We start from the raw sequence: 13,435 nt of genomic DNA, 5'->3' as shown, positions 1-13,435 counted from the left end.
GTTGCCAATTGATCGCTTTGGGTAATTTCTAGGGGTGCGTGTGAAGGTCGCCTGCGTCGGCGGCGGGCCCGCCGGCCTGTATCTCTCGATCCTGCTGAAACGGCAGGACCCGTCCCACGACATCACTGTCCACGAGCGTGATCCGGAGGGCTCGACCTACGGCTGGGGCGTCACCTACTGGCGCGGACTGCTCGACAAGCTCCACGCGCACGACCCCGAGTCGGCCCGCGCGATCGAGGAGGCCTCGGTCACCTGGCGCGAGGGCGAGGCCCGGGTGCGCGACCTGGTCACCCGGCGCCCCAGCGACGAGGGCTGCGGCATCGGCCGCCACCGCCTGCTGGAGATCCTCGCCGCGCGCGCCCGCTCCCTGGGTGTTCGGCTGGAGTTCGAGCACGAGATCACCCACGGGAACCTCCCCGCCGCCGACCTCGTCGTGGCCGGCGACGGTGTGCGCAGCGTCCTGCGCACCGGGCACGCCGAGCACTTCGGAGCCGAGACCGAAGAGGGCCGCAACCGCTACATCTGGCTGGGCAGCAGCAAGGTCTTCGACTCCTTCACCTTCGCCTTCGTCGAGACCGACCACGGCTGGATCTGGTGCTACGGCTACGCCTTCAGCCCCGAGCGCAGCACCGTCGTCGTCGAGTGCGCACCGCGGACCTGGACCGGCCTCGGCCTCGACACCGCCGACGAGGCCGACGGGCTCGCCCTGCTGGAGAAGCTGTTCGCGGACATCCTCGACGGCCACCCGCTGATCGGCCGCTCCACCGGTTCGGGCAGCGCCCAGTGGCTGAACTTCCGCACCCTCACCAACCGGACCTGGCACCGCGACAACCTCGTCCTCCTCGGCGACGCGGCCCACACCACCCACTACTCCATCGGCGCCGGTACCACCCTCGCCCTGGAGGACGCCATCGCCCTGGCCGACGCCCTGCACGCGCACAGCGAGCTTCCGCAGGCCCTCGCCCGCTACGAGCGGCAGCGCAAGTCGGAGCTGCTCTCCGCCCAGAGCGCGGCCCGCTACAGCGCCCAGTGGTACGAGAACCTGCCGCGCTACATCGACCTGCCCCCGGAGCAGATGTTCGCCCTGCTCGGCCAGCGCCACTCGCCGCTGCTGCCCTATGTCCCGCCCCAGCTGTACTACCGGATCGACCGGGCCGCCGGGCGGCTGGAGGTGCTGCGCAGGTTCAAGCGCTGGCTCGGGCCGAAGGTGGCGCGCAGTGTGCACGCGCGGGAGCTGGCGTCGCGCAAGTAGTCCGCCGACCTCGGAAAGGTGTTGGGTGAATGACGATTCACCGCTAAAGTGAATTGTCATTCACCCGCCGTTTTCCGCAGTGAATCCGGAGCACCGATGGACCAGCAGGGCCCGATATCCCCGCCACGCGGAAGTCTGCGGACCCGGCTCACCGTGCCGGTGCTGGCGATGTGCGGCACGCTCATGGCGGTCATGCAGACCGTGGTCGTCCCCCTGCTGCCGGACCTGCCCCGGCTGACCCATTCCTCGCCCGGCGCGGTCTCCTGGATGGTCACGGCGACCCTGCTGGCCGGAGCGGTCCTCACCCCGGTGCTCGGCCGCGCCGGCGACATGTACGGCAAGCGCAAGGTGCTGACGGCGTCCCTGGTCCTGATGACGGCCGGCTCGGTGATGTGCGCCCTGTCGTCCGACATCACCGTGCTCATCGCGGCCCGCGCCCTCCAGGGTGCCGCCGCCTCCGTGGTGCCGCTGTCGATCAGCATCCTGCGCGACGAACTGCCGCCCGAGCGCCGGGGTTCCGCGGTGGCGATGATGAGTTCGACCGTCGGTATCGGTGCCGCGCTGGGCCTGCCGCTGGCCGCCATGGTCGTCCAGTACGCCGACTGGCACACCATGTTCTGGATGACCAGCGCCCTGGGCGCCCTCGGGGTCACGGCCGTGTCGTGGGCGGTGCGTGAGTCGCAGGTACGCCAGCCCGGCCGCTTCGACGTCCCGGGCGCTCTGGGACTGGCCGTGGGCCTGGTCAGCCTGCTGCTCGGGGTGTCCCAGGGCGGGCAGTGGGGCTGGGGCAGCCCCCGGGTGCTCGGCCTCTTCCTGGTGTCCGTCGCCGTCCTGGCCCTGTGGTGGTGGCGCCAACTGCGCACTGAGCAGCCCCTGGTCGACCTGCGCCTCGTCACCCGCCCGCGCGTGGGCCTGTCCCACGTGGCCGCGCTGCTCACCGGCTTCGCGTTCTACGCCAACTCGCTGGTGACGGCCCAGCTGGTCCAGGCACCGAAGGCCACCGGCTACGGACTCGGCCTGTCGATCGTGGCCACCGGACTGTGCCTGCTGCCGGGCGGCGTCACCATGCTGCTGTTCTCACCGCTCTCCGCCCGCATCTCCGCCTCCCGGGGGCCGCGCATCACCCTCGCCCTCGGTGCCGCGGTCATCGCCTGCGGCTACGCGGTACGCATCGCGGACAGCCGTGATCTCTGGATGGTCATCGTGGGCGCGACCGTGGTGTCCACCGGCACCACCCTCGCCTACTCGGCCCTGCCCACCCTGATCCTGCGCGCCGTCCCGGCCGAGCAGACGGCCTCCGCCAACGGCGTCAACGTCCTGATGCGCACCATCGGCCAGGCCACCTCCAGCGCGGCGGTCGCGGCGGTGCTGGTCCACCACACCAGCCTCGTCGGCGGCGCGCCCGTACCCACCCTGCACGGCTACCTGCTGGCCTTCGCCATGGCGGGCGCGGTCGCCCTCGCGGCCTGCGCGGCGGCGCTGACCATCCCGGGCGACTCCACCCCCGAGGGATCCCGCCGCGCCAAGGGGCGCACCCGGGGCGCGCGGGACGGGGCGATGGAGGGAGCATGAGTGCCGTGAGCATCACGCCCCCCACCGCCACGCCCGCAGCCACCACGCCCGCCCGCCGGGACGCCGAGACGACGAAGGCCGCCATCCTGAAGGCGGCCCGCTACCTCCTGGCCCGCACCCCCCACGCCGACATCACCCTCAAGGCGGTCGCCGAACGCGCAGGTGTCAGCCCGCCGTTGATCGTGAAGTACTTCGGCAACAAGGACGCCCTCCTCGCCCGCGTCATGTCCTTCGAGTCCGACGCGACGGCCCTGCTCGACGCCCCGCTGCACGAACTGGGCCGCCACATGGTCCGCCACGTCCTCACCGGCCAGATCGAACGCGGCGCCGACCCCCTGCTCCGGATCGCCTTCGCCCCCGTCCAGGGCGAACACGGCGACATCCTGCGCGTCAACTTCCGCACTCAGGTGGTCGATCGCCTCGCGGAGCGCCTGACGGGTCCGGACGCCGGCCTGCGCGCCGAACTGGCGGTGGGCACCCTCCTGGGCCTGGGCGTGATGTACGGCATCGCCCGGGGCGCCGACCTGAGGGGGACCGCAGTGGAGGACCTGGTGGACCGGTACGCCCCCACGGTGCAGGCCCACTTGACGCCCTAGCGGAAGAGGCGGTCCAGGAAGGCGTTGCCGAACACGCCGTGCGGATCGAGCCGGTCCAGCACTCCCGCCGCCTGCCCCCACACCGCCTCACCGAACGACCCGGGAATCGTCGTCCCCAGCACCTCCTCGTCCGCCCACACGGCATCGTCCGTGTAGGCCCAGCCCTTGGACCACTCGACGCGCGTGCCCTCGTAGCCGTCGAACAGGAACCGCTCGATCTCCCGCAGGAAGGCCTCCGCGTACGGCGTCCCCGGCAGCGTCAGGATGTCCAGCCACACCGCCGTGTCCCGCTCGGGACGCGCCGGATCCGCCCGCAGCGCCGACAGCAGCGGGGCCCGCGCGCCGGCCAGCTCGGCCTCGGCCGGATCGTCGAGCCCGGTCACCCTGATCTCCACCGTCCCGTTGACCGGGAACTTCCCCTGGGCCGTGTACGCGGCGAGCCGCTCCCGGTAGAAGTCGGTGAACTCGGAGACGACTCGCTGCACCTGGTCCCGGCTCGTCAGGACCGCGTACCCGTTGGCGGTCACCCGCAGCGTCGTGGGCTTGATGTAGAGCAGTGTGTTCTTGGACGGACCCCAGATGTCCGCCGACAGGGTCGCCGTGAGCCCCACCGTCGCCACGTCGAGCTGCGCGTTCCCGAGCACCGGTGCCAGATACCAGGCAGCGTCCGACACCATCCGCCCCGCCAGATCCGCCACCAGGGTCGGAACGTTGTCGGAGAAGGGGTAGTTGTACGGCGAGGTCACGCGCCGCGAGGTCAGCGGCCTGGTCGGTGCCACGCTCCACACCTTCAGCCACGGGAACTCCGTGTAGGCGAACCAGATCGCCTCGACCCGCCCGGCCTCCTCCAGGAAGCTCGCGAAGGTGCGCCCGTCACCGCCGGGGGCCGCGAAGAGCTCGGCCGCCGGGATGTCGACCCGGCTCACACACCGCAGATTGCTGTTGGCGCCCACCCGCAGTACGACCTCGGTGACGAAGGTCCGCCCCAGATGGGTGAGCAGGGCCGCGCTGTCCGCCTCGGCGCGGCTGAAGGTGCGCAGCACATACGCCGCGCTGTCCTCGTCCCACACCACCGCGGTCAGCGACAGCATGCGGTTGCTGAGCGAGCCGTACGTCTGCCCCGGCAGCCTCTTCTCCCCGGCGGCCGGGACTGCGGTGCCGTGCGCGTCGATCGCCAGGGCTCCGCCCAGGGTGAGGTCACCGGGCGCGGGCGCGGCGGTGACCCCGAGTCCGTGCGCCTCCAGATAGGTGAGCAGCGCCTCCAGCGTGACGCCGGTACCGGCCCGCACGGCGGAGGCGGAGTCCAGGGACAGACCGGTGAGGTGGGAGGCGGTGTCGACGAGGAGGACCGGCGCGTCCGACGCGGTGCCCTCGGTGACGGTGAGGGGCGACCAGCCGTGCGAGGAGCCCCGCGCCCGGACCCGCCAGCCGTGCCGCCAGGCCCAGTTGACGACATCGACCACCTGGTCCGGGCCGGTGGGCGCGCAGGCCCACAGCCCGTCGGCGGTGATCTCGCCGACCCAGTTCCGGTACGCCGAACGGTGCAGGGCCACGCCCGCCGGGAAGCCGGGCAGTTCCTCGGCCGCGGCCGCCGGATCGGCCGGCAGCAGAATCGGTACGGCGGCGAGGCCGGCGGCGCTGAGGAGGAAGCCGCGACGGGACCAGGAGGAGTCTTCCCGCGGGTGGTTGCTCAATGAACGATCAGTCACGGGGCCACGCTAGGCGGAAGTTGACACGTGCATGCCCTGCGTCGAAGCGTGTCACCCATGTGAGTGAACAATTCACAGGTCCCGCCCCGGAGTCACCCGTTCCGCGCAGCTCGGCTACTGATGACAGACTGACACCATGGACGAGCGCACATTCGGCAGGTCGCAGCAGCACGCATCCGTCGTAGGACTCGGCACCTGGCAGCTGGGGGCCGACTGGGGAGACGTCGACGACAAGGAAGCCCTCTCGGTGCTGGAGGCGGCGGCCGAGTCGGGGGTCACCTTCTTCGACACGGCGGACGTGTACGGCGACGGACGCAGCGAGCAGACCATCGCCACGTTCCTGAGCAGCCGGCCCGACCTCCATGTGCTGGTGGCGACGAAGATGGGCCGCCGCGTCGACCAGATCCCCGAGAACTACGTCCTCGACAACTTCCGCGCCTGGAACGACCGTTCCCGCCGCAACCTCGGCGTCGACCGCGTCGACCTCGTCCAGCTGCACTGCCCGCCGACCCCCGTCTACTCCACCGACGAGGTGTTCGACGCCCTCGACACCCTGGTCGAGGAGGAGCGCATCGCCCACTACGGCGTCAGCGTCGAGACCTGCGAGGAGGCGCTCACCGCGATCGCCCGGCCAGGGGTGGCGAGCGTGCAGATCATCCTCAACGCCTTCCGCATGAAGCCGCTGCGCGAGGTGCTGCCCGCCGCGCAGGAGGCGGGCGTGGGCATCATCGCCCGGGTTCCGCTGGCCTCGGGCCTGCTGTCCGGCAAGTACACGAAGGACACGGTCTTCCCGGAGAACGACCACCGCGCCTACAACCGGCACGGCGAGGCCTTCGACGTCGGCGAGACCTTCTCCGGCGTGGACTACACGACCGGCGTCGAGGCCGCCGCTGAGTTCTCCGCGCTGGCGCCCGAGGGCTACACCCCGGCCCAGCTCGCCCTGCGCTGGATCATCGAGCAGCCCGGCGTCACCAGCGTCATCCCCGGCGCCCGCAACCCCGAGCAGGCCCGCGCCAACGCGGCCGCAGCCAAGCTGCCGCCGCTGTCCGAGCAGACTCTCACCGCCATCCGCGACCTCTATGACCGTCGCATCAAGGACCAGGTCGAGCACCGCTGGTGAGCCCGCGGGGCTCCGGCAGCGGCCCTCCGGTCGCCCCCCGAGCCCTGCTGTTTGAACGATCAGGCACCGGATACACGGACCGCATGGTCGATACGGTGAGACGAACAGGCCGCGACGAGACCGAGGACGAGCGCGCGGACCGCATGTGGGGCGAACTCATCCAGGAGATACGGGTCGCGCAGACAGGTGTGCAGATCCTGTTCGGCTTCCTGCTCACAGTGGTGTTCACCCCGAAGTACGACGACCTGGCCCACACGGACCAGGTCATCTACATCGTGACCGTCGTCCTCGGTTCCTGCGCCACCGGAGCCCTGATCGGGCCGGTCTCCCTGCACCGCCTCGTCTCCGGGCGGCGCATCAAACCCCAAGCCGTGCGGATCGCCTCCCGGCTGACGTTCGTGGGGCTGATCCTCCTGCTGACGACGATGACGGCGGCCCTGCTGCTGATCCTGCGCGTCGCGACCCACGACAGCTGGGTGCCCTGGCTCGTCACGGCAGTAGTGGCCTGGTACCTGATGTGCTGGTTCGCCCTGCCCCTGTGGACCAGGCGCCGCTACACGACGAAGTGACGCGCGGTCCGTCCAGCTGCCGGTCGTGGAGGCGGCTCATGACCAGTACGGACACCGTGGCACCGATCAGCGCGCAGAACATGTCCCACTGGGTGTCCCACACATCTCCCTGCGTGGCCAGGAAGGCGTCCGCCGCCTGACCCCCGGTCACCGCCGCCAGCCACTCCAGCATCTCGAAGACGGCGCTGAAGGCCAGACACGCGCACACCGTCAGCGGCGGCAGCCAGCGACTGCCCCGCAGCGGTGACGTGCGGCTGAGCAGCTCCCGCACAAGGACCGCCGGCACGAAGCCCTGCATGAGGTGGCCGAAGCGGTCGTACGGATTGCGCGCCAGCCCGAAAGTGTCCCGCACCCAGTCGCCGACCGGGACCTGCGCGTACGTGTAGTGACCGCCCACGATCAGCACGAGCGCGTGGACCGCCAGCAGACAGCACAGCAGGTCCGTCAGCGGGAAGCGGCGCCATGTGAGCACGATCAGCGGCAGCCCGACCAGGACCCACACGGTCTCCAGGAACCAGGTGGTGCGGTCGCGCGGGCCCCAGGCGGACAGGGCCAGCGCGGCGACCACCGCACAGGCGAGCAGGACCGGCAGGGGCCGTCGCACAGCGGTCATGAGGTGCTCCTTGTCGTAGGAGCCCTCATCGTCGGGCAGCGGGAGGACGGCGGCATGAGTACGGCTACTCAGGCCGCGTACGCGGTGGTCCCTGTTCTCAGCCGCCCGCGATGACCGAGGCCAGGAAGTCGTCCACTCTGACCTCCTCCTGTCCCGGCGGCACGATCTCACGGGTCTCGCGCAGGAAGGACGCGAGCGCCGGGGCCCAGGCGAAGACCACGGCGTGCTGACGGCCCCCGTCGGAGCGGGCGTCGCCGAAGAACTCCATGCGCAGTTCCTCCCAGACACCGGTCGAGACGGGGCTGAGCCGCACGTCACCGATCCCGACCGGGCCGCGCAGACCCTCGCCGAGCATCTCCCGGTCCAGCCGCCACCGTGCCAGCACCCGGCCGTCATGGCTGAACACCGCGGTGACGGCGAACGGGTCCGACGCGTCGTACCCCAGGTGGGCGAGCACGGGGCACCGGCCCGTGCCGCCCGCCTGCAGCTGTACGACCAGGGTTTTGTGCGCGGTCCTGTGGACGAAGGGGTTCACCTGGAGGCCTCCGGGAAGAACGACGTAGAGCCCTCTAGTACCCCTTCCACGCCCAAGATGCTCAGCTGTCCTGGTGATTCCCCTTCGCGGTGCGCAAAGCCGTGATGCACGAGGTGATGGCCTGCTGGAGTTCCTCCAGTTGCTGGACCATGTCGTCCTCGTAGAAGTCCTGGGCGTCGTCGAAGGTCAGCTCCTCGAACACCTTGGTGGCCTTCTGGAGGCTGTTGTAGAACTTGGTACGCCGTTCCTGGACCCGGAGTTCGGGGTCGGCCTCCACGGCCTCGGCGACGAGGGACTTCATGGTGTCGAACGCCTCGGCCGCCCACTCGCCGGTGTCCTCGTCCTCCTCCAGCTCCTCCAGGAGGGACAGGTGGCGCTCGGCCTCCTGGCGCAGGTCCACGGGCGCGTCGATGGTCTGCCCGGCCGGCGTCTTGACCTGCCCGGACTCGGCGATCTGGCGGACGTATCCGATCCGGTCGGCCGCCCTGCTCTCGGTGGCCACGGCCTTCTTCAGGTCGTCCGTGCGCACCACGTCCCGGGCCAGCGAGGCCTGCAGCTCCGGGTCCTCCTTGATCCGGTCGAGCAGCGCGCTGCGCGCGGCCCGGGCGGTGGAGGGGTCGGCGAGGATCGCGGCGCGCAGCGCGGTCGGGTTCTCGGCGACCTCCAGGGCCTTGGTCGGCCGGATGCCCTCGGCCTCCGCCGCCTCGGCGATGGCGGTGCCGCGCTCGGAGCCGGCGCTGTTGCGGGAGACGTAGTAGTCGAGCCACACGTCCGCGTCCGGCAGCTCCACGTCCTGGCCCGGCGCCAGCGCCTCGAAGTGCGGGACCATGCCGTCGTCGGCGGCCCGGTCCCAGGCCTTGTAGTAGCGCATGACGCGCTCGGGCGAGCAGCCGGCGAGCTCGGCGAACTCCTTCGCGGACACCTTCGGCGTCTCGTCCGCGCTCTGGCCGCCGGGCCGCACGCTGCGCGCCACCATCAGGCCGAAGGCCCATCCACCGGTCCGCGCGTACACCCCGAACTCGCGGGCGTCCCGCGCGACGAGGTCGGACAAGGGCGCGCCGGTCGTCTCGACCGAGGCCTCGGAGGTCATGTCGGAGGACGTGTCGGACGGGTCGATCGCTAGGGTCACGGGTGCTTCTCCTGGGCAGGCTCGTTCGGACCGCACGATGTGCGGGTCGGAAGCCTATTGCACCCCCGGGTACCGCCCCGGTGGTCGCACGCTCAGGCGAACGTGTCGCGCAGCGCGGGCAGCAGCGTCTTCTCCGACCAGTCCAGGAACTCGGGCTGGGACTCGCCGCCGATCTGCACCAGCGCGATCTCGGTGAAGCCGGCCTCCGCGTACGGACGTACGGCTTCGACGAAGGCGTCGGGGTCGTCGCCGCAGGGGATCGACGCCGCCACGTCGTCGGGGGTGACGAACTGGGTGGCCGACTCGAAGGAGTCGGGGTGCGGCAGCTCGGAGTTGACCTTCCAGCCGTTGCCGAACCAGCGGAACTGGGAGTGCGCCCGCTTGATCGCCGTGTCCCGGTCGGGGTCGTAGCAGACGGGCAGCTGCCCCACCCGCGGCTTGCCCTCGCCGCCGTTGCGGTCGAACGCTTCGAGCAGGCCCGCCTTGGGCTCCGTGGCGATGACGAGGTCGGCCAGGCGGCCGGCCAGGGCGCACGACTGCTCGCCGGAGACGGCCAGACCGATCTGCGGGGGCTCGTCCGGCAGGTCCCACAGCCGGGCCGACTCCACGTCGAAGTGGGTTCCGCGGTGGTTCACATGGCCGCCCGCGAACAGCGCGCGGATGATCTCCACCGCCTCTTCCAGCATCTCGTGCCGTACGTCGGCCGACGGCCAGCCGCCGCCCACCACATGCTCGTTGAGGTTCTCGCCCGAGCCCAGTCCCAGCCGGAACCGGCCCTCGGAGAGCAGCTGCATGGTCGCCGCCTTCTGCGCCACCACCGCCGGGTGGTAGCGGAAGGAAGGACACGTCACGTACGTCATCAGCGGAATGCGCGAGGTCGCCTGGGCGGCCGCCCCGAGCACGCTCCAGGCGTACGGCGAGTGTCCCTGCGACCGCAGCCAGGGAAAGTAGTGGTCCGAGGTCACCGAGAAGTCGTAACCCACCTCCTCGGCCCGCACCACATGGCCCACCAGCTCACGGGGGCCGGCCTGCTCGGTCATCATCGTGTATCCGATTTGCACCATGGGATCCGAGTCCCCGGTGACCGGAGGGGAAAACGGGCTTCCGAGACCCTCTCGATCAAGAGCGGTGCACGGGGGAGGATGCGCGTATGAGTTCCCTGCCCATGAGCACCCCCGCCGCCCAGGGCGTCGACGCGGCCGGCATCCAGGCCTTCCTCGACGCCCTCGAAGCCGAACCGCACCTCGAGCCGCACAGCCTGATGCTGCTGCGCCACGGCCAGGTCGTGGCCTCGGGCTGGTGGGCCCCGTACGCCCCGGAGCGGCCCCAGCTCCTCTACTCGCTCAGCAAGAGCTTCACGGCCACGGCCGCCGGGTTCGCCGTCGCCGAGGGGCTGATCCGGCTGGACGACCCGGTGATCTCGTACTTCCCGGAGTTCGAGGCCGACGTCACCGACCCGCGCAGCCGCGCGATGCTCGTACGGCATGTGGCGTCGATGGCCAGCGGCCATGCGGAGGAGACGCTGGACCGGGCACGCGCACTGGACCGCGACGAGCTGGTGCGGGGCTTCCTGCTGGTCCCGCCGGACCAGGACCCGGGCACCGTCTTCGCCTACAACCAGCCCGCCACCTACACCCTCGCCGCGATCGTCCAGCGGGTCACGGGCCAGAAGCTCACCGAGTACCTGCGGCCCCGGCTGTTCGAGCCGCTCGGCATCGGCGAGGTGGCCTGGATCCCCGACCGCAGGGGCCGCGAGCTCGGTTTCAGCGGGCTGCACGCCACGACCGACGCGATCGCCCGGCTCGGCCAGCTGTATCTGCGGGGCGGGGTGTGGGAGGGCGAGCGGCTGCTGCCCGAGTCGTGGGTGGCCGAGGCGACGCGGATCCAGATCGCGCACGAGGCACCGCTGGTCGGCGGCTGGGCGGACTGGCAGCAGGGCTACGGCTACCAGTTCTGGATGGCCCGGCACGGCTACCGCGGGGACGGGGCCTACGGGCAGTTCTGTGTGGTGCTGCCCGAGCAGGACGCGGTGCTCGCGATCACCTCGGAGACCGTGGACATGCAGAAGGTCCTGGACCTGGCCTGGGAGCATCTGCTGCCCGCCTTCCGCGTAGACCCGCTGCCCGGCGGTGAGGCGGCGGACGCGGCCCTGGCCGGCCGTCTGACACGGCTCGCCCTGCCGCCCGCCGAGGGCAAGCCCGCCCCGGCGGACCGGGCGGAGGACTGGCACACCGCCGCCTTCACCCCCCACGGCGGTAGGTGCGCCGGCCAGCCGACCCTGACCGCGGTCGAAGTGGATCCGGGCGGCCGGGTGACCCTCGTCGACGACGGCGAACGGCTGGAACTGGGGTTCGGAACCGGGGAGGGCGGCTGGACGGTCGTCGACGAGCCCCTGCCCGTCGCGGTGAGCGGCGGCTGGACGGACGCGGAGACCCTCGTGGTCGACCTGGCGTTCCTGGAGACCCCGCACCACCTGCTGGTGACGTGCTCGCTCGGGGACCGGACGTTCACCGCGCGCTGGCGCACCCAGCCTCTGCACGCCGGTCCGCTGCGGCGGATGCGGGCGCCGCGCTCAGTCTGAGGGCGCGCGGAAGGTGCTCAGGAAGGTGTCCAGCGCTTCCTGGTTCGCGTCGTCGTTCCAGTCGGCCGCCGGGGTCGTCCAGCGCAGCGAGTAGCCGCGGCCCTCGCCGATGAGGAAGCCGCGGCCGAAGGTGCGCACGCGGGTGCCGTCGACGTCCTCGACCCACTGCATGTCGGCGGCCTCGCGGCCCTGGTAGGTCGTCGCGCGGATGTCACCGAGGCGCTCGTAGCCCGGGTGGTCCTTCAGTTCCGGTTCCACGTCGTCGCGCCACACGGCCACGGCGTCCGTGCCGACGGCCTTGCTGTAGGTCACGGCGAGCGTGCGCGGGTCGCCGGAGGCGCCGAAGGTGACGCGGTAGGCCAGGCCCTCCTGGCGCGAGGTCCCCAGCGGCTTCCAGCCCTTGGGGAGGGCGAGGGAGAACCCCTCGGGGGAGCGGTACTCGCTGTATCCGGGCGGCAGTCCCGTGCCCGCGGTGGGCGTGGCCGTCCTGCTCGGCGTGGGTGTGGGCACGGGAGTCGGGGGCGGGCCGGAACTCTCGTCGGTGCGGCTGCCGGGTGCGGTGACCGACGGGGTGGGGACCGGAGGCGCCGGGGCGGGCGCGGAGGCGGAGGCCGACACGGACGGGGCGGGCGCCTCACCGGTTGTCGAACTGTCGTCGCCGGGCAGCGCCTTGGTGACCGTGAGGACGGCGGCGGCGACCGTGACGACGGCCAGGGCGGTCCCCGCGATGAGCAGTCGGCTGCTGCGGCCCGGGGCCACGCCGGGCAGGACGCGCAGCCGGGACCTGGGCTCCTCCGGCGGGGCCGCCTCGGGATCCTCGTCGAGGACGCGGAGGAGCGCGTTGCGCACGGCAGTGCGGCTCAGCCGTTCCTGGGAGTTCTTGCGCAGCAGTCCCTGCACGGTCGGGGTGAGCGGCCCGGCCCGCACCGGCGCCCGCAGCGGGAGCCGGTCGACCCCCTTCAGGGTGGCCGCGGGACGGTCGCGGTCACGGAACGGCGGACGTCCCTCGACCAGCGTGTAGAGGATCGCGCCGAGCGCCCACAGGTCGGCGGCGGGCCCGATGCGCTCGTCCCGGGCCTGTTCGGGGGAGGCGTACGACGGTGCAGACAGCCGTGGGGCGAGGGTCGCGCCGGCCAGGCCCCAGCCGGTGACGATCACCGAGCCCTGGTGGTGCACGAACACCTGGCCAGGACTCAGCTCGCCGTGGGTGATGCCCTCACCGTGCGCCGCCTCCAGCACCTCCAGCAGCTCCAGGCCGATGCGGGCCGCCCGCACGTAGTCGAACGTCCCCTGCCGGCCGAGGAGTTCGCCCAGCGGGATGCCGTCGATCGGCTCGGTGACGGTCCACAGGGTGCCCTGTTGTGCCACCGCGTCCACGACCGCGGCGATCCGGCCGGGGGAGAGCAACCGCATGGTCTTGGACATCCGGACGACTCCCGCGGCGGTGCGCAGCGAGGTCTCCTCGTCCGTGCCGGCCGGCAGCCCGATCTCGGTGAGCAGGCAGGGGCGTTCGGCCGCGGCGTCCTCGCCGTACCAGCAGGTCCGGTTGGTCTCGCGGTGCAGGACGTCCAGGGGCCGGTACCGTCCGGCGACCAACTCGTGTGTGGAGACGTGCGCCTTGACCATGTCATCCCTCGCTGAACCCCTGGCTCTCACCTTTCACAGAGGTACGGCGGGTGCGGCGGGGTGTGTTCAATCAAAAGAGCAACCGATGGAATCCGCTTTCCGGTCGTTCATTTTCTGACTCACGAGTCAGTAG

12 protein-coding genes are annotated in these 13,435 nt (G+C 71.5%); 6 read left to right on the top strand and 6 right to left on the bottom strand.

What is annotated here, in order from left to right; translation table 11 throughout:
- Positions 1-34 precede the first annotated feature (34 nt).
- From ABZT02_RS00325 to ABZT02_RS00315, 3 genes are all read left to right on the top strand, one after another.
- A complete protein-coding gene (locus tag ABZT02_RS00325; RefSeq protein WP_356012676.1) occupies positions 35-1,252 on the top strand; it encodes an FAD-dependent monooxygenase in 1,218 nt (405 codons plus the stop codon).
- Positions 1,253-1,348: 96 nt separating this feature from the next.
- Entirely contained in the window at positions 1,349-2,824 is a 1,476-nt protein-coding gene (locus tag ABZT02_RS00320; RefSeq protein ID WP_356012674.1) for an MFS transporter, read from the top strand.
- A complete protein-coding gene (locus tag ABZT02_RS00315; RefSeq protein ID WP_356012672.1) occupies positions 2,821-3,420 on the top strand; it encodes a TetR family transcriptional regulator in 600 nt (199 codons plus the stop codon). The genes ABZT02_RS00320 and ABZT02_RS00315 overlap by 4 nt, the downstream gene beginning before the upstream one ends.
- Here the strand turns inward: ABZT02_RS00315 and ABZT02_RS00310 are convergent.
- The gene (locus ABZT02_RS00310; protein WP_356013648.1) at positions 3,417-5,114 is read right to left on the bottom strand and encodes a cholesterol oxidase substrate-binding domain-containing protein; all 1,698 of its coding nucleotides are present in this window, start codon (positions 5,112-5,114) and stop codon (positions 3,417-3,419) included. The genes ABZT02_RS00315 and ABZT02_RS00310 overlap by 4 nt on opposite strands.
- 151 nt (positions 5,115-5,265) lie before the next feature.
- On the opposite strand from ABZT02_RS00310, the gene ABZT02_RS00305 reads away from it, so the two are divergent.
- Positions 5,266-6,249 carry an aldo/keto reductase gene (locus ABZT02_RS00305; protein WP_356012671.1) on the top strand — a complete coding sequence of 328 codons (984 nt, stop codon included), beginning with the start codon at positions 5,266-5,268 and terminating at the stop codon, positions 6,247-6,249.
- An 83-nt stretch (positions 6,250-6,332) separates the two neighbouring features.
- Positions 6,333-6,818 carry a DUF6328 family protein gene (locus tag ABZT02_RS00300; RefSeq protein WP_356012669.1) on the top strand — a complete coding sequence of 162 codons (486 nt, stop codon included), beginning with the start codon at positions 6,333-6,335 and terminating at the stop codon, positions 6,816-6,818.
- On the opposite strand, the gene ABZT02_RS00295 is transcribed toward ABZT02_RS00300, so the two are convergent.
- The 4 genes from ABZT02_RS00295 to ABZT02_RS00280 all read right to left on the bottom strand — a co-directional run bounded on the left by ABZT02_RS00295 (position 6,739) and on the right by ABZT02_RS00280 (position 10,159).
- Positions 6,739-7,431, bottom strand: coding sequence for a DUF2238 domain-containing protein (locus ABZT02_RS00295; RefSeq protein ID WP_356012667.1), 693 nt, complete (start codon positions 7,429-7,431; stop codon positions 6,739-6,741). The two genes, ABZT02_RS00300 and ABZT02_RS00295, sit on opposite strands and share 80 nt — an antisense overlap.
- A gap of 97 nt (positions 7,432-7,528) precedes the next feature.
- Complete coding sequence (locus ABZT02_RS00290) at positions 7,529-7,966, bottom strand: SsgA family sporulation/cell division regulator (RefSeq protein ID WP_356012665.1); 438 nt, start codon at positions 7,964-7,966, stop codon at positions 7,529-7,531.
- 61 nt (positions 7,967-8,027) lie between these two features.
- Positions 8,028-9,056, bottom strand: coding sequence for a hypothetical protein (locus ABZT02_RS00285; RefSeq protein WP_356013646.1), 1,029 nt, complete (start codon positions 9,054-9,056; stop codon positions 8,028-8,030).
- Positions 9,057-9,187: 131 nt separating this feature from the next.
- A complete protein-coding gene (locus tag ABZT02_RS00280; protein ID WP_356012663.1) occupies positions 9,188-10,159 on the bottom strand; it encodes an LLM class F420-dependent oxidoreductase in 972 nt (323 codons plus the stop codon).
- A gap of 86 nt (positions 10,160-10,245) precedes the next feature.
- On the opposite strand from ABZT02_RS00280, the gene ABZT02_RS00275 reads away from it, so the two are divergent.
- The gene (locus ABZT02_RS00275) at positions 10,246-11,676 is read left to right on the top strand and encodes a serine hydrolase domain-containing protein (RefSeq protein WP_356012661.1); all 1,431 of its coding nucleotides are present in this window, start codon (positions 10,246-10,248) and stop codon (positions 11,674-11,676) included.
- Here the strand turns inward: ABZT02_RS00275 and ABZT02_RS00270 are convergent.
- Positions 11,668-13,302: a serine/threonine-protein kinase gene (locus tag ABZT02_RS00270; protein ID WP_356012659.1), complete on the bottom strand. Its 1,635-nt coding sequence runs from the start codon at positions 13,300-13,302 to the stop codon at positions 11,668-11,670. The two genes, ABZT02_RS00275 and ABZT02_RS00270, sit on opposite strands and share 9 nt — an antisense overlap.
- Between the last annotated feature and the right edge of the window lie 133 nt (positions 13,303-13,435).

This window comes from Streptomyces sp. NPDC005402, assembly GCF_040606575.1.
Taxonomy (GTDB): Bacteria; Actinomycetota; Actinomycetes; order Streptomycetales; family Streptomycetaceae; genus Streptomyces.
This window is presented reverse-complemented; position numbering and strand designations above follow the sequence as displayed.

What these genes read in the sequence shown, in the direction of transcription:
- ABZT02_RS00320 (WP_356012674.1), top strand. Translation starts at nt 1,349, where the DNA reads ATGGACCAGCAGGGCCCGATATCCCCGCCACGCGGAAGTCTGCGGACC.
- ABZT02_RS00315 (WP_356012672.1), top strand. Translation starts at nt 2,821, where the DNA reads ATGAGTGCCGTGAGCATCACGCCCCCCACCGCCACGCCCGCAGCCACC.
- ABZT02_RS00305 (WP_356012671.1), top strand. Translation starts at nt 5,266, where the DNA reads ATGGACGAGCGCACATTCGGCAGGTCGCAGCAGCACGCATCCGTCGTA.
- ABZT02_RS00300 (WP_356012669.1), top strand. Translation starts at nt 6,333, where the DNA reads ATGGTCGATACGGTGAGACGAACAGGCCGCGACGAGACCGAGGACGAG.
- ABZT02_RS00295 (WP_356012667.1), bottom strand. Translation starts at nt 7,431, where the DNA reads ATGACCGCTGTGCGACGGCCCCTGCCGGTCCTGCTCGCCTGTGCGGTG.
- ABZT02_RS00285 (WP_356013646.1), bottom strand. Translation starts at nt 9,056, where the DNA reads ATGACCTCCGAGGCCTCGGTCGAGACGACCGGCGCGCCCTTGTCCGAC.
- ABZT02_RS00280 (WP_356012663.1), bottom strand. Translation starts at nt 10,159, where the DNA reads ATGGTGCAAATCGGATACACGATGATGACCGAGCAGGCCGGCCCCCGT.
- ABZT02_RS00275 (WP_356012661.1), top strand. Translation starts at nt 10,246, where the DNA reads ATGAGTTCCCTGCCCATGAGCACCCCCGCCGCCCAGGGCGTCGACGCG.
- ABZT02_RS00270 (WP_356012659.1), bottom strand. Translation starts at nt 13,302, where the DNA reads ATGGTCAAGGCGCACGTCTCCACACACGAGTTGGTCGCCGGACGGTAC.